Source organism: Paenilisteria rustica, assembly GCF_013820765.1.
Classification (GTDB): Bacteria; Bacillota; Bacilli; order Lactobacillales; family Listeriaceae; genus Listeria_A; species Listeria_A rustica.
In genome coordinates this window covers 67,763-84,636 of the sequence record NZ_JABJVM010000013.1, presented here as the reverse complement: position 1 = coordinate 84,636, position 16,874 = coordinate 67,763, and the positions used below count along the sequence as shown (strand labels likewise).

Genomic DNA, 16,874 nt, shown 5'->3' with positions numbered 1-16,874 from the left:
GGATTGGGTTTCGTCACTTTTATCTTAACGGATGTTGATATTACTGTGTATTTTTTTGTCTTGAAATGAGAACAAAAAAATGTTGAGGCAGATTAATTTCTACCCCAACATTTATTATAGAACCTTTTTTCTCTGTCCAAAATTCTAATCAAACTTTCATCAAAATAATGTTGGAATTTCATGCATATGCTTTATTATAGAGAATGTAAAGCAAGGACAGCAATTAGTTTTACCCCCCTTTTTCTAATTGTGGTGTCCCTTAACAAACTCCTTTTTTCGACCAGCCTCCCCTAGCTGGTCGTTTTTTTGTTGTAAACTATAAGATAGGATTTCTTGCAATTTCGTATACGACATATCTACAAAAAAAGCTGAGAGGTAAGCTACTCATTAGAGTAGTTATCTCTCAGCTTTATGCTTAGCTTTTAAAGAATTAGCACACTCACCGTCTGAATCTCGCCACCTAGCACATCATATGCTGTCAGTGAAACGATGTCTGTCCGGTTCTTAATGACGGTTTTTGCGTAGTATTGGAAGTCTGGTCCTGTTGTTGGCACGTTGATGGTTGTTTGTTTTACATTATTAACGGTAAGACTGATTCTTGCTACATCACCGGAGAACTGACCTTTGACGTAACTATCAGTACCAATCTGGAAAGAATTCACCGTTACGTTGCCATTTGAAGAAGTTACCGGTACCACTTTTGTGCTAATGACGTTGCCAGCTGTGTTATAACCAACAAGCTCGATAATATCAGTCACTTTTGTGATGTTGGTTTTTGCATAATATTTGATTGTGCCATCAGTGACATTGATACGTTGAAGTGGCACCTTGTTTATTTGCAATTCCACTTTTACGATATCTCCTGTGAATGTACCTGTTACATAGCTATCTTTACCAATCTTAAATGGCGCGACAGTATCGATTTTTCCTGGAAGGCTGATACCGTTTAGGATGGTGACTTTTTTTGTGTCTAGGATTTTGCCAACATTATCGTAAGCTGTCAGTTGGCCGTTATCATTGAGATTGCGAATCACGTTATTTGCATAATACTTAAAGTCTGGCGAACTTACACTGATTCTCGTGCCTTCTATATTATTAACTGTCAAACTGATTTTAGCCACATCGCCGGAAAATTGTCCTGTTACGTAGTTGTCTTTACCAAGATAGAACGAGTTCACGGTGAATTGTCCAACTGTTGGTTTTTGCACGTTTACTTTTGTTTTTTGTAGCTCGTTACCGTCTTTATCGTAGCCAATCATGTTGACTTCGTCGGTCGGCGCACTGATTTTACCTTTTGCGTAATATTGGTACGGGGAGCCAGTTGCGTTGATGATTTGTTGCAGTGTACCGTTTATTTCTAAAGCGATTTTTGCGACATCACCAGTATACGTACCTTTGACGTAGCTGTCTGTGCCAATGATAAAGTCGTTTGTTGTGATGGTTCCCGACGTTTTTCCTCTGTTTGCTAATAGTTCTTTTGCTTTATCCAAATTATTTTGTAAATCATATCTCGTTGCAACATCCGCTACAGCGTCTACTGCTTTTTGGGCTACATCGATCGCTTTTTGATTCGTTTCTTTTTTGAGTGACCCTGATGTTGTATCGTCATTTGTAAAAAGGGCTTGCACGGCTTTGGTTGCTGCGTCTTCTTTTTGTGCTTGTTCTGCGGCTAGACCGTTATCGATCATCGGTCCCCAGTTATTTGTTTTAAAAGCGCGGACAGTTAGTTTTACTTTTGCATCAAGAATTGTTCCTGGTGTGTATTTGGTTGCTCTGCTTGATACAACACCGTCTGCTCCCATTGGATCGGTACCGTCAGTTGTGTAATAAGCATCCGTTCCAGCATTTGGATTTTCTAAAATAACTCCCGTGCCGCTTGGTACAACATTAACGTTTTGTAATGTATGCGCCATGCCGTATTTTGTCCACATTTCTAGGTTGTATTTCACGCGGTCAGGGACTTGGGCTTGTACTTTTACTTGAGCCGCTAACCAATCAGCATACATCGTTTTTCTCGCACCCATGTACGCTGCGTCTAGTTTGTACGCCGCGTCAATTTGTTTTTGGTTTTCTAAGATCAGTTGTCTCACATTTGCGACAGATAATGGAGCGCCTGCTGCACCTGCGAAATCACCGTTTGCTGGGCCGATTTGTTTTAGAACTTGGTCTTTAACGAGCGTTTTGAACTCAAGATTACCAGCTGTTGCGACAGTACTACTATCACCTGAAAAATTCCCAAATAAAACGCCAGCACCACGTCTTGAGTTGCCATCTGCCCATTTATACCGATACGTTCCACCACCGCCCGCAAAGGCAGATGAGCTCGTTCCAGTTCCACCATTATTATAAAAAGCGCCATCGGTATCGTTAATGTTGAACTTCATTTTCGTGCCATTCCCGTTTAGAATATCGTTGGAAACGACTGCGTCTACTTCTTGCTCGGTATCAGTAAACATGAATAGTATTTGTGTTTTGATTAAATCATCGACATCGACATAGTTTTTAAATTCTTGGAAGTTTTTCGCTGCTGCTACTGCTTTTACTTTGGATAAAATAGCAGTGTCGCCATCGCCTTCTTCTACATGGCCAGGCACAAAATAGCCATCTTGGAAGCGAATTTTTGTATAGTCATCATCGCTACCACCGAAGTACTCCTCAAACATTTTCTGGCTGAAATCTTCGCGCATCGTTTTTACACCCATATATTTACCGTTGTAATAGTAATGCACGTAATTGGCGTGTAAAAAGATTTTATGCATTTGTTCGGCTAACGTATTGGTTACTTTTTCATCGTAACGGTTGTAGCCGAGGTTGTAGACGTCATTCTGCGGACCATCTTGCCCCTCTTTAAGCTCTAGTTTGCTGAACTTCCCTACAACAGGGTATGCTTCGCCAGGTATGGCATCGAAAAAGTTGTATTTTGCTTTTTTGCCATTGAAATCACGATGGAATTTAATAGCGACGCCGGAGTTGAACTGTGATACACTTGCTTGCCCGAATTTTTTAGCACCGGAAAAATTGAAATAATTCGTTCCACCAGTACCCAGATGGGAATCTAGATATTCAAATGTGCCGTGTGTGTGTGTGGTTCCATTTAGATTAGCCGCATCACCAGTAACGGATACAACAGGAAAATCGTCAATGGCTTGAGCGTACTCATCACTCGTGATTGTCGTTTTATACTGCCACTGGGAGCCTGATGTCACTTCATTTTTGTAGTTATCTCGCAAAATGTACGTGTTCGAAAGTACGCCCGTATTCCCAATTGCATCATACCCATAAACTTTCACAACGGTTGTTTTGCTAATGGTCAATGGCCCAGTGTAAATCGTTCCTTTCGTCGCGCTCGGTTCGCTACCATCTAGCGTATATTTCAATGTGATACCAGCTTTAGAAGTGATGCTTAAGTCAAAACCATTATCATACATACCGCGATTTTTACTGAATTGTATAGCATAATTCTTCTGACCGTTATCATTCGACTTTCCTAACGTATCTGAGCTGAATAAAGTGAGGTTCTTACTCACATCCGGTTGACGTCCGAATGACTGATTGTACGCTTGTTTTGTATATTTAATCGAGTCTACGGTTTTAAATTCAGAGCCGACTTTAGCCGATAAAATAACATCCCCACTACCGCCGATTTCAAAATTTAAGTGATTATTGCCGAGTTCCGTTGCTTTATCAGAGTACATGACGCGGTATCCTTTTGCGGGAATTACCAGATTGGAAAACTCGAATTTGTCGAGCGTTTTCGCTTTATCTGTCAAATACATCCCTTTGTCTAAAATTACAGGGACATCGTTGTCATTGTATAGCTCGACCCACGCTTCTTTTGAGTTCGCGGTGCCTTCTGATGATAGCTCGTTGATGTAGACGTTTTTGATTTTATCTGGTGTTGTGAGTGCGCCTTCGATGCTCGGACCTATGCCATTGTTTTTATATTTGATGATTAGACGGGCGGCACTTGCGTTTCCACCTTGATAGACGCTCCCAATATAGTTATCGCCATCGACGCGGAATGCCATCGATTGGCCGTCTTTCCAACCAGTTAAACGGTTTTCGTCAATAATATCTTTTAAATTAGCTGTACGCACGATTTGGTTGCCTGTTGTAAAAGCTGGCTGATTGTATTTCACAACCAAATTGCTGTAAGCTCGCGATGTGATGTTTCCAGCTTGATTTTTGTAGATTTCTGGATTACCAAGCTCGGAGCGAACTTCCATATTGGAGCTTACTTTTGCTGCATTCGTTGCATACGTTGTGAATTCTAGGTAAGCATCTTCAATTTCTGCTGATTCTGGAATACTGACATTGCCAAAACGGAAAGCTGAGATATCTTTGTAACTAGGTGTTAGATTAGTTGATGTGTATCCGCCGATTCTTAAATTCGAGTTTAGGTCGATTGATTTTGCTGTGCCATATTCTTCTGCATCGTCGTTTGCCGTCGCAACTTGACCATTAAAATCGCCATCTTCGGAGTAGTATTCTAGTACTAATTTTGGTGCCATTGTAGCGCTTGATTCATAAGAACGAGCGATGAAAGACCCTGTTTTGTCGCCGTCGACTTTGAATACGAGATTTTTCATAGCAGGTGTTGCTTCACGCATTTCATCGATAACTTGCGTCAAATCAGCTGTGTTGACAGTATCATTGACCGCTACTTTATCTGGCGTTGTAGATTTAGCAACAGAATTTGTCAGTTTACGGCTATCGAATGAAGCGACTGTGGACGCGAAGGCATCGCCATTTCCCATTTCACCTGCTACCGTCAAATTCGTTGGCGCACTTGAGGCTGTGAGTGTTGTAAAGGCAATATATGCTTTCGTAATCACAGCATCTGCTGGAATCGAAACATTCGCAAAACGTACAAATGTAGCTTGTGGCGCCGCGTTCAGAAGTCCGTGTAAATTAAGCGCAGTGCTCGTTAAATTAACAGATGAAGCGGATATCGCCGCGTCATCGGTTCCAGCTTTAACGCTATATTCTTTTTTCGCTAGTGGTACTTTGTCGGCATCTTCTCGAATCGAATACGTGAAGGTTTGCACGCCGCTATTTTGTTTGGCGTTATAGGCGTATGCTTTAACCGTCGTATTTTTATCAATGGTAATCGGTGTTGTATACGTTTTTCCGTTCGTCTCGCTCGGAATCGATCCATCTGTCGTGTATTTAATCGTATTAACCGCATCACTCGTGAGTGTTAGGTCAAAAGCTTTCGCATAAAATCCCGTTTTCTGGCTAGCTTCAACCGTGACAATCGGAGTCGCATCGTTGTTTGAACGCTCATAAGTCCCCTGTTTAAAAGTCACTAGATCCGCAGCGGCATCATTAAGACGGCCAATCGTCTCGTTAAAATTCATTTTTCGAACGTCAAACGAGTCCACAATATGAAAACTAGCATCATATTTTGTAGATAAATACAGTTTTGTTGCACGATTTCCCAATGTGAAATTAGTCGCCGCATCGTTATCCGTTCCATCTGCTTTCACAATACGATATCCTTTTGCTGGAATGTAGAGGTTTTTCAACGCTGATTTTCCTAATGTAGTCTCATCATCGGATAGGAAAACATCTTTTTCAAAGAATACAGGGACATCATTGTTATTATAAATTTCAATCCAGCCTGCTGCTTGGAGATCTGTTCCCATACTCGCAACCTCATTAATAAAAAGGTTTTTCATCTTCGCTGGCTCTTTTATGACATCTGCACCGACTGCATCCTTTTCACTGTATGAATATTTAATTACGAGTTTTGGTTGGTATGCAGCTGTCGCGCCGCCTTGATAAATGGTGCCGATATAATTGTCGCCATCCACGCAGAATGCAAGTGCATTGCCATTTCTCCATCCCATAAGACGTGTTTCATCGATGATATTTTTAAGATTTGGTGTTCGAATGACTTGATTTGCCACCGTAAACGAGGGCTGCTGATATTGGATAGTAGACGCTGTATAATGACGCGCACTGATATTTCCAGCAACAGTCGAATAAGCGACTGGGTTACCTAATTCCGCCGCAATCGACATGTTGGATACCCGATTTGCCGTCGTAGCTTTCGTCGTAAATTCCAAATAAGCATCATCAATTTTTGCGTTTTCTGGAAGCGTTACATTCGTAAATCGGAACGCAGAAAGGTCTTTATTAGCAGGTGTTAGCGTTGTTGATGTATAACCGCCAATCTTCATTTCTGTGTTCAACTCTATCGCATTGTTCACGCCGTACTCTTCAGCATCATCGGATGTACTGCTAATTTTCGCTGTATAATCTGCGGATGGTGATGTATATTCTACGATCAGTTTCGGCGCCATCGCTGCGCTTGAATCATAAGAACGCATCACAAAGGAACCCACATTGTTACCCACTATTTTGAATACATAGTTTTGTATTTCAGTCGAATTAGCTCGCATCTCATTTAACACAGAAGTAATGTCTGTCGTATTGAAAATCGTATTCGTTGCTACCACAGGGGTCGTCATGCTAACCGCTGCGTTCGTAAATGTTCGACTGGTAAAAGAAGCCACCGTATTCGCGAATTCCGCTTGACTTCCAAGCTCCCCTGTTATATTAATCGTTGTAGATTGACTTGCAGAGGAAGCATCACGCGTCGTAAATGAGAGATACGCGTTTGATATTTTCGCATCGACCGGCAACTCTACATCAGAAAAACGTAAATAAGTCGCTTGAGGTACGCCACTCACTACACCATGTAAATCAAGGCCAGTACTCGTTAAATTAACGGATGAAGCGCTAACCTCAGCATCTTCTGTCCCTTTCTTAATTTGAAACTCTTTCTTCTGTACAAAAGTCGGTTCCGTATTTCCTATTACTGCTGGTGCTGCCGTTTCTGCAAAAGTAATGATATTCCCGAGCGAAGTCGGTACCATCAAGGCAGCAATCATTGCCACTGATAAAATTTTTAATCCAAGTTTCTTTTTCATGTTTGTAATTATAACCACTTTATGCATCATTTATTTATGATGAGCAGTCATTTCCTCCTTTATTTGATTCGAATTTTTTCTTTTTGGTCGCACTAGTGGTGCATCCTTATTTCATAAAAATATTTTTAGTTTTCTTTTTCCTAAATACCATCTTTTCCTTTACTGTAGAATATTTAGTCATGCATATGCCTTAGATTAATGCAATTCTCCCAACACCTCATTCATTCTATTTTGATTTTAAATTATCTGCCTTGTTTCTTCTGTTCCTACTTCTATCTTACTTGCAAAATGTAGCGTACGTCAGCAAAATCTGAGGTTTTTTTTACTCTAAAAATAACTGTTCACGAAAATGACATCTGCTCTTTCCGAAAAAAACAAAAAGAATAAATATTCTTTTATATGTTTTTATATTCAATACAAAGACAAAAAAAGACTAAGAACTAGCCGCCAGTTTGACATGACAATAGCTAATTCTTAGTCTTTCTTATCAGTGCTTACATATGTTCTAAACGCTCAATTCGGCTTGCAATTGGCGGATGTGAATCAAATAGGCCAGCTTTCTCTTTTTTCTTCTTGTCACCTTTGGATGGTGTTGTGAAGTAAATCGATTCAGAGGCGGCACTCGGCTGTTTCATCTTGGTCGTGTCGCCACCAATTTTGCGCAAAGCATCGGCTAAACCGGTCGGGTTCCGCGTCAGCTCAATCGCCGTTGCATCCGCCAAATATTCGCGGTTACGGCTAAGTGCGAACTGTATCGCCGTCGCAATAATCGGGGCTAAAATGACGAAAACGAGGGCGACAATATAGATAATCGCTTGTGCCCCACCGCCGCCGTTGTTATCATTACTTTTTCGATTGTTGTTTCCGCCGGTGATACTACCCCAGAAGAGCATCCGCATCGCTAAATCGGACAAGATCGCAACGACTGCTACGAGCGCGATTGCAATCGTCGAAAGTCGAATATCGTAGTTACGAATATGCGCCACTTCATGTGCGATAACACCTTCTAGTTCATAGCGCTCCAACTTGTCTAGTAATCCTCGTGTGACAGCGACCGCGCCCTTCTCTGGTGAAATCCCCGTTGCAAAAGCGTTCGGACTTGGATCTTCCACAATGTATACTTTTGGCATTGGAATTCCTGCTACCATCGCCATACTTTCCACTGTATCCCAAAGCACTGGTTCTTGATCTTTGGATGTGACTTCCTTCGCCCGGTTCATCGTCATAACGACTTTCGAACTTGAAAAAATCATAATCGCGATATAAATAGCACCAATCACAGCCGCCATAATCAAACCGTTCAAGTAATTATTGTAAACCAAAATCCCGATAGCACATCCGACCAGCATCACAAAAATGAAGAATCCTAAAACAATGAACACTGTCTTACGCTTATTAGCCGCTATTTGTTCAAATAACATGGCGCATTCTTCCTTTCAGTGTTTTAGAATTGTACTTTTGGAACTACTTTTTCTTCCTCAGGTGTTGCAAGCATGTCGCGTTTTGTGAACCCGCCCATTTTGGCAACGATGTTAGAAGGTACTGATTCAATTTTTGTGTTATATGTCATGACTGTTGTGTTATAAAGTTGGCGTGAATAAGCCACTTTGTTTTCTGTTGTCGCTAGTTCGTGTTGTAATTCGATAAATGACGTGTTCGCTTTTAAATCTGGGTAAGACTCAGCAAGAGCAAATACAGATTTTAGCGCGCCAGTCAGCATGTTGTCTGCTTCCATTTGTTCACTGCGACCATCTGCTGGGGCTTGTGTCATCATATTACGAGCTTCCACAACTTGCGCCAATGTTTCTTTCTCATGTGCCGCATAGCCTTTCACCGTCTCAATTAAATTCGGAATTAAGTCAAAGCGACGTTTCAGTTGCACATCGATTTGCGCCCATGTTTCTTCTACTCTGTTGCGATATTTAACAAGGCTGTTATACAGTCCGAAATAAATCAAGACAAGTATGACAACAACCGCGATAGCAATAATCCATCCTATCATGTTCAAACAACTCCTTTTCTGGTTTGTTTCCATTATAGCACGTTTTTTAATTTATTTATGCTCTGGCGCGTTTTTTAGCTACCCGTTCTTCTTTTTTCTTGCGCATAAAATAAAATTCTTCTACAGGATGCTCTACCGTCATTTTCACCGTCATCATCGCGTTAGGCGCACGCTCAATCGGTTCGCCCTGCTCGTTCCAAAGGTCCTTCACAACTTGTTTAAAGCCAACTTCACCCGGACCGTAAAATTCAATTTCTTCACCAATCCCAAAATTGTTTCGCTGTTGTAGCGTCGCGATTTTTGTAGTTGGGTCATAATCCAATACTTGTGCTGCAAACGCGTATTGCGGAATTTTACGCGTTTTGCCGAATAGCTGCTCATCTTCAGTCGGTTCTTGATAGAAGAAACCAGTCGATAATTCGCGCTGTGCCACTTTCCAAAGTTCCGCTTCCCACGCTGGATCAAATACGAAATTATCTGGATCCGCGCAATACGCATCCACGACTTTACGATACACACTAGCTACTGTGGAAACGTAATGAATCGACTTCATGCGGCCTTCAATTTTCAAACTATCCACGCCTGCTTCGACCATATCCGGAATGAAGCGAATCATCGATAAATCTACCGCGCTCATCGAAAACGGCTCTTCGTCCTCATCCACAAGGTTACGCGGCACACCATTATCAATTTCAAAAAGGTCATATTTCCAACGACAACTCTGCGCACAGCCGCCACGATTCGCGTCCCGATTCGCCATATGATTCGACAACGTACAGCGTCCAGAATACGAGATACACATCGCGCCGTGAATGAAAGCTTCCATCTCAACATCCGTATTTTGTCCGATTTCCTGAATCTCGCTCATGCTCACTTCACGCGCCAAAACCACGCGCTCCAAGCCCTGCTGCTTCCAGAATTCAAGCGTCTTGTAGTTCGTCGCCGAAGCCTGCGTCGACAAATGCACAGGAAGTCCCGGTGCATCCGCAAAACAAATACTAATCAGCGCTGGGTCCGACACGATGACCGCGTCAATCCCGATATCACGCAATGTCCGGAAAAACTCGCCAGCACCTTCCGTGTCACCGTCATGGGCCACCATATTCGCTGCCACATACACCTTCGCGTCACGCGCATGCGCAAACGCCACACCTTCTTGCATCTCCTCATACGAGAAATTCCCCGCACGCGAACGAAGCCCGAAAGCCTGCCCACCAATATATACAGCGTCCGCACCGTAGCGAATCGCAATTTTCAACTTTTCAAGATTACCCGCCGGCGCTAAAACTTCCGGCTTTTTCAATATTTTTCTTCCAGTCATTGTCATGCCCTCCTCATTTTACCTCATCTGGTTGTTTCAAAAAGAATCCTGTTCCAAGCGTCCGCGTCTCCGGCTGTAATTTCGCTAAACGGTTCACAAAAGTTTCCGCCACAAAATCACCCGCCTCAAGTGCCTCTTTCGCCTTCACAAATAGCGCCACAATCGCGACAAAACCCTCGCCCGGCAACAAAACACCATCCAGCTTCCAAGTCCTCAGTCCCGCGTTATACACACGTTCCAAATAAGGCATCAACGACAAATCCTCCGTTGAAAAAATATGCGTCCCATTCTCGTCCTCATAAATCGGTAACTGGCTGTCCGCGTCATTCGGTTCACGCAAATAAAGCCCTCGATCCTTCGACGTATCATCTTTTATCTCTACAATGTTTTGGTAATTCGTTACGAGTTTCCGCTTCGATTGGTGAATACATGTCGGGCCATACACCTGCACCTCAATCGGCACATCCATTTTTGCCGTGATCGCTTCAAGCTCAATCAACGTCAACTCACGAGCCATGACAGCCCCAACTGCCCCCTGTTTCACCCAAAAATCGACCTGTTCCGCGCTCGTCACAAACGTCTGCGCATCATAGATAAACGGTAAATCAAGCGCCATTTCATGCAACATAAAAACAACACCTGGGTCCCCTACAGTAATGGCGTCGACTTTCATGTTAGCTATTTCACGTAAATAAGCAGGTAAATCCTTCAAATGCTCATTATGCATGAGCGCATTCACGGCCACTAAGACCTTCTTCCCTGCTTCGTGCGCTTTGTTAGTAATTTCACTAATATCGGCGAGCGTCAGTGATTGCGGCATGCGCAGTCCAAATCGACTTCCTCCGACGTATAGCGTGTCTACCCCCGCGCCCAACAACAATTCAGCTTGCAAAACCGACTCTGCCGTGGCAATAATATTCATGTTTTATCTCTCCTTTGATCTGTTTAAAATGTACTTACATAGAGTAACATAGATACAGCAAGGCATCAAGCGTATTTTAGAACAAAAAAAGAACTTACCCCAAATGGAGATAAGTCCTCTATTCCTGTTCCTCTTCACGTTCAATTCGTTCCATTCGCAAAAGCCGCATCATTGGTCGGTAATTTTGGCTGACGAGTCCTAATACCTCAACGAAAAACTCCACAATCACGAGTAGTACCAAGATAAGTAGGAACGATCCCCAGAATGTCGACATCGTGAAAATAAGGGCGAACAGCGAGAATAGCGCCGAAATCGCGTAAATCAAAATCACCGTTTGTCGATGTGTGAAACCGAGCTTCATTAAACTATGATGCAAATGCGATTTATCCGCCATCGCGATTGGTGTCCTGTGCACAATTCGTCTAATAATCGCCAATATCGTATCGAAAATTGGTACACCGAGAATAAGTACAGGGACAATCAACGAAATAAATGTAACGTTTTTGAAACCCATCAACGAAAGAATTGCGATGATATATCCTAAAAACAGCGCGCCCGTGTCACCCATGAAAATTTTGGCGGGGTAGAAATTATATGGTAGAAATCCGAGTGTGGAAGCTGCGAGCACCGCTGTAATCATGATAACTAACGGATCACCCATCACGAAAGCCATGCCCATAATCGTTAACAGGGCAATCGTCGAAACACCAGCAGCCAGTCCGTCCAGACCATCGATCAAATTAATCGCGTTCGTAATCGCCACAATCCACAGAATCGTCAGCGGAATCGATAGGTAACCGAAGTAAACCTCCCCACCAAATGGCAAATTAATAAACGTAATGTTAATGCCACCCCAGAAAACAATAATCCCTGCCGCGAGAAGCTGACCGATCAACTTGTAACGCGCCTTTAATTCAAAAATATCGTCCAGGATACCAGTCAATGCGATCACACTTGCCCCAATAATAAGCGGCCATAATAGCGTTTTATCGATTGGTAATAAGAACATTCCGATGAGAAAGGCGATGAAAATAGCCACCCCACCCAAGCTCGGTATCGGTACTATATTAATTCTTCTTTTATCTGGTTTATCCGTAATATCAAATTTAAGTACAATTCGTCTCACCACAGGAGTTAACAGCAGCGAGGCCAAAAAACATATTAATATAACTGTCAACATAATTCCTCGTGCTCCTCTTGCAAAATTTATGTACAGACTCATACTTCTACAAGTATACCCACAATCCTGAAAAAAAACAATGAAAACCCATAATCCTATTTTGCATATGTGTTTTCTAATGAAAAACTAATGGAATTATCAGTGACTTATTTGTCAGTATGTAGTAAAATAGGAAGTGACATAAATTACTCTAGAGAGGTTGAGACGCAAATGCGCGCTGAAAAACGCACAGCTACAAAAAAGAAGAAACGTACAGGACTGAAGATTTTCCTATGGTCTGTTTTGGGTATATTTTTAATTCTAGGAGGCATCGTTGGCTATGCCGTGTTCCAAACAAAGTCAACCATGGATACAATTCACACGCCTGTTGCAGGTGCTGCAAATCCGGTAAAATTGGATGGTAACACCCCGTTTTCAGTCCTTATTTTAGGTGTTGATGAACGTGAAGGCGATGTTGGACGTTCCGATACAACAATGGTTGCGACCGTTAATGGAAAAACGAACAAAGCACAAATGTTGAGTATCCCTCGTGATACGCGTACCGAAATTATCGGACATGATTCCACAAATAAAATCAATGCCGCCTACGCTTATGGTGGCGTAAAAATGGCTGAAGATACAGTAACTCACTTTTTAAATGGTATTCCGATTAACTACTACATCAAAATGAACATGGAAGGCCTCAAAGATTTAGTTGATGCTGTTGGTGGCGTTGAAGTTTATAACGACATGGACATCAGCTTAAAAGATAAAGAGTTCAAAAAAGGTAATGTAAAACTAAACGGTACCGATGCCTTAGCCTACACACGTATCCGTAAAACAGATGCGCGCGGTGACTTCGGTCGTCAAATGCGTCAACAAGAAGTTATCCAAGCCGTTGTTGAGAAGATTGCAACAACGCAAACACTATGGAACTTCGATGAGATTCTTTCCGCAGTTGGTAAGAACATGCAAACCGATTTAACTATGACAGATATTACACGTATCACCAAAAACTATCTTTCTGCACGTAAAAATGTTGAAAATATGACAGTTGCTGGTGATGGTGGTAAGATGGACGGCATTTGGTATTACAATGTATCTGATGCAGAACGTCAAAAATTACACGATTCTTTAGCGAAAAACTTAGAGTTAAAATAAAAATTAAGAAGAAGCTCCCGCGTGATTAGGAGCTTCTTTTTCTGCATTAAGGGTTATCTCCGGCTATGGCATGCCGCTTTTTGTGCCAGATTTTGTAGGCATTTGTTAGGCTAAAATAGTTAGCTTGATGTATTGTGAGGACTAGTACAAAACCAGTCGCCAGCTGTAATGGATAAATATAAATCATATCCGCCAACCAATAGTTGATTCCCATAAAAATTCCGGCGATCAGAGCTGGCAATGTCAGTATTCCTGTGATTAAGCCAAGTCCCACGAAGAGCTCCCCCCATGGAATCAAAATGTTGAATAATCCTGTGTTTGGCGCTACAACATTTTCCATGAATGCTTTGTACCAATCTGGGGAGTCTGTATTGGCGAGCACACTTGGAACGAGACCCGAGATATCAAAGTGGGCTTGCAATTTGAACCAACCTTCATGAAACCAACTGATACCTAGAGCTATTCGGATAAGTGAGAACAAGACATTTGCGCTTTGTTTGAGAATACGCATCTGATTCAACTCCTTAACTGTTTAATGGCGCTTGACCAAATGCTTCATGCGCTTTTTCACAGTAAATCACGACTGTATTGTAGTCCCCTGTTTCCACGCCTGCCAACGAGAAGTTTTGCTCCGCCGCTTTTAGATCGATTTTTGAGATTTCTTTCCCGGTTTTAATATCGCCATCCTTCGTTAAATACACATGCAAATCTGGACCTTCATCCGTTTTAAAGTTCATCAATTTCAAATCGTCACCGTCAATTGTCGCTGTACCGCTCACTTTATGTTGACCAACGCCTGCAAAATTACCCGTCATCATCGTCATCGCTGTATCGTCCATTTTATCTGATAGTGCGCCTTTACCGAATACTTCGTGGGCTTTTTCGCAATAAATCATGACTGTATCGTATTTCGTGAGATCTTTATCCGACACATCAAATGTTTGGCTCATTTCTTTGAGGTCGATTTTGCTTACTTCCACACCATCCTTCACATCATTGCCTTTTGCTAAGTACACATGCAAGTCTGGGCCTTCATCTGTCACAAAATCAGTCAACATCAGTTTGCTGTCTTTGATTGTCGCTGTCCCACTGACTTTATGTGCACCTTCCCCGCTCAATGTGGCCATCATCGATACTTTCTGATTCGCCTTCATCATGCTGTCTTTTTTGTCCGTCATCGCTGACTTCGTATCGTCCATTTTGTCATCTTTGCTTGATGAATCCGCGCCTCCACATGCCGCCAATACCAATGTCGAGCCAAGTGCTACTGTTAAAATTGCTGTTTTTATTTTCATCATTTTTACCCCTCTTCGTTATTATTTTCTACTCTCTTATCATAACAACGAAAGATATGGTAACGTTTACGCAATTCTTAGGTATTTCTTATTTTTTTCACGATAAGGGGTAAAATAATCATAAAAGCGTATAAAGCAATCGCCGTATAAAATTGCCAATCGAGATGTCCGAGTGAAGAGCCAAGGAAATTCAAAGTAAATGCGCCTGGAATAATGCCAAGATAGGTTGCTGCGGCGTAATCACGCATGCGAATCGAGCTGAGCCCCATCGAATAATTGATACTGTCAAAAGGAAAAAGTGGGATAAGTCGTAAATAGAGCACGACTAAAAAGCCATTTTCACCGATTTTATGATCGAATTTCTCTAATTTCTTCCCCTGAATGAGGCGTTCGATTTTATCTTTTCCTAGTTTACGGGCAATCCAGAAAGCCAGAAGCGCGCCAGTTCCAGCGCCAATAACATCTAGAATCGTGCCTTGTACCGCGCCAAATGTGTAGCCACCAAAAAGCGTGAGTGGTGTTGCGGGAAATAGGACGAGCGGACGCAGAATATAGGTGATCACGTAGAGAATTTTGCCCCAAATGCCCATATCGCGAACAACTTGACTAAGCTCCGCCACGTTGAAACTGTCGATAATTCCGAGTTTGTAAATGATGAGAACACCGGTGAGTACGAATGCAATAAATAAAATAATACCGCGCCATTCTTTCCAAAATTTCTTCATGATAACCCCCTCCATTTAATGATTTTGCGGATCAGTCGTTGTAATATTGGTTTTTCGAGTTTTTCGGTGAGTAGTTGATCAGATAGGTTTTTTAGGATTTCTGATTTCGTTGGGTACGGGTAGATTGGTTTGGATAGGTCTGTGAGTTTTGCGTTTTTGGATTTTAGTAGCGCGATTTGTTGCATGACCGTTGATATATCCATACCAATTGCCTCGGCGCGAACGATTTTTGCTTTGTTGTCGATGCCGACTTTGACGAGTGCTTCCGGTTCGTTGTCGGTTTTGAAACGATCAATGTTGGCGCCTGATGCGGTTAGAATTCGAGTTGCTTGGTGCGTCGAAGCTAGCTGATAAATTTCAGGTTTTGTGTAGATAACGGATGCGAGTGTGCCATAATTTACTTTGCTGAAATTGCCAAATGCGATATTCGTGAGAGCGGTTCTGGCCTCGACACCTCCTGCATGCGTGAGGCTGGGGCTTTTGATGACGTCTCCGATAGCATAAATATGTGGTGCTGTTGTTTGAAGATAATGATTGGTGCTGATTTTCGCGTCATAGGTAACACCAGCTCGTTCTAGTTGCAAGCTGTCGATATTCGCGATTTGTCCAGCGGCAAAAAGTATTTTTTCAACGGTTAGCGTTTTTTCTATCCCTGATTCTGTGATTTTAAGACTGATTTCATCTTTGTTCAGACGTGTGACATCGGTTAGTGTACTATCAAGATGGATATCTAAATCAAGTTTTTGCAAAGCGATATCTGCAATATCACGGCTAAAATGTTTTAAAAATTCAGTATTATGATCAAAAATCGCTATTTCAACGCCCAAATTTTGTAACGCTTGCCCAAGTTCGAGTCCGACCGGGCCTGCGCCAATGATTGCCATTTCGCATGGAAGTTTTGCCATCTGGAATAGTGTCTCATTTGTTTCATACATTGATGTATCCAAACCTGCCACATCCGGAATCCTTGGACGCGAGCCGGTTGCGATGATAAATTTTTTCGCGCTGAGTTGTTGATCTCCGACTTCTATTTGATATGCGTCCAGAAAACGCGCTTTCCCGATGTAAACCGTTGCGCCGATTTCTTCAAAACGCGGAACGCTGTCATGGACTTGAATCTCCGCAATCACAGCTTTTATTTTCGCCTGAATTTCCGTCCAATCCGTCGTTTCCTGCGCCATATGTAGCAGCGTTTTTGAAGGAACACAGCCAGAATGAAGACAATCGCCGCCCATATTTGCATCTGTATTGACCACCGCGACATCCACACCAAGCCGCGCCAAGCCAGCCGTAGCATAGAGTCCCGCCGCACCGCCGCCAATCACAATCACCTGATGATGCTTTTTCATCG

At 42.4% G+C, this 16,874-nt stretch carries 11 protein-coding genes; 1 reads left to right on the top strand and 10 read right to left on the bottom strand.

Translation table 11 applies throughout. The features are described 5' to 3' along the window. Positions 1-422 precede the first annotated feature (422 nt). The 6 genes from HPK16_RS12230 to HPK16_RS12205 form a co-directional block, all read right to left on the bottom strand. A complete protein-coding gene (locus HPK16_RS12230; RefSeq protein WP_181677221.1) occupies positions 423-6,938 on the bottom strand; it encodes an immunoglobulin-like domain-containing protein in 6,516 nt (2,171 codons plus the stop codon). A gap of 494 nt (positions 6,939-7,432) precedes the next feature. Beyond that, the gene (gene htpX, locus HPK16_RS12225) at positions 7,433-8,359 is read right to left on the bottom strand and encodes a zinc metalloprotease HtpX (RefSeq protein WP_181677220.1); all 927 of its coding nucleotides are present in this window, start codon (positions 8,357-8,359) and stop codon (positions 7,433-7,435) included. 23 nt (positions 8,360-8,382) lie between these two features. After that, the gene (locus HPK16_RS12220; protein ID WP_181677219.1) at positions 8,383-8,940 is read right to left on the bottom strand and encodes a LemA family protein; all 558 of its coding nucleotides are present in this window, start codon (positions 8,938-8,940) and stop codon (positions 8,383-8,385) included. 55 nt (positions 8,941-8,995) lie between these two features. Next, positions 8,996-10,261: a peptidase U32 family protein gene (locus HPK16_RS12215; RefSeq protein WP_181677218.1), complete on the bottom strand. Its 1,266-nt coding sequence runs from the start codon at positions 10,259-10,261 to the stop codon at positions 8,996-8,998. 13 nt (positions 10,262-10,274) lie between these two features. After that, entirely contained in the window at positions 10,275-11,183 is a 909-nt protein-coding gene (locus tag HPK16_RS12210) for a peptidase U32 family protein (RefSeq protein WP_181677217.1), read from the bottom strand. A gap of 118 nt (positions 11,184-11,301) precedes the next feature. Continuing rightward, positions 11,302-12,363, bottom strand: coding sequence for a glycosyltransferase family 4 protein (locus HPK16_RS12205; RefSeq protein WP_220132332.1), 1,062 nt, complete (start codon positions 12,361-12,363; stop codon positions 11,302-11,304). A 210-nt stretch (positions 12,364-12,573) separates the two neighbouring features. Between HPK16_RS12205 and HPK16_RS12200 the strand changes: the two genes are divergently transcribed. Further along, positions 12,574-13,503 (top strand): LCP family glycopolymer transferase, encoded by a 930-nt coding sequence (locus HPK16_RS12200; protein WP_181677216.1) that lies wholly within the window; start codon positions 12,574-12,576, stop codon positions 13,501-13,503. Between the two features lie 46 nt (positions 13,504-13,549). Here HPK16_RS12200 and HPK16_RS12195 read toward each other — a convergent pair whose 3' ends face one another. The 4 genes from HPK16_RS12195 to HPK16_RS12180 form a co-directional block, all read right to left on the bottom strand. Beyond that, on the bottom strand, positions 13,550-14,014 hold the full coding sequence (locus tag HPK16_RS12195) for a DoxX family protein (RefSeq protein ID WP_181677215.1): 465 nt from the start codon (positions 14,012-14,014) through the stop codon (positions 13,550-13,552). Between the two features lie 13 nt (positions 14,015-14,027). After that, on the bottom strand, positions 14,028-14,801 hold the full coding sequence (locus HPK16_RS12190) for a DM13 domain-containing protein (RefSeq protein ID WP_246369410.1): 774 nt from the start codon (positions 14,799-14,801) through the stop codon (positions 14,028-14,030). 74 nt (positions 14,802-14,875) lie between these two features. Further along, positions 14,876-15,523 carry a TVP38/TMEM64 family protein gene (locus tag HPK16_RS12185; RefSeq protein ID WP_181677214.1) on the bottom strand — a complete coding sequence of 216 codons (648 nt, stop codon included), beginning with the start codon at positions 15,521-15,523 and terminating at the stop codon, positions 14,876-14,878. After that, the gene (locus tag HPK16_RS12180) at positions 15,520-16,872 is read right to left on the bottom strand and encodes a dihydrolipoyl dehydrogenase family protein (protein WP_181677213.1); all 1,353 of its coding nucleotides are present in this window, start codon (positions 16,870-16,872) and stop codon (positions 15,520-15,522) included. The genes HPK16_RS12185 and HPK16_RS12180 overlap by 4 nt, the downstream gene beginning before the upstream one ends. Positions 16,873-16,874 lie beyond the last annotated feature (2 nt).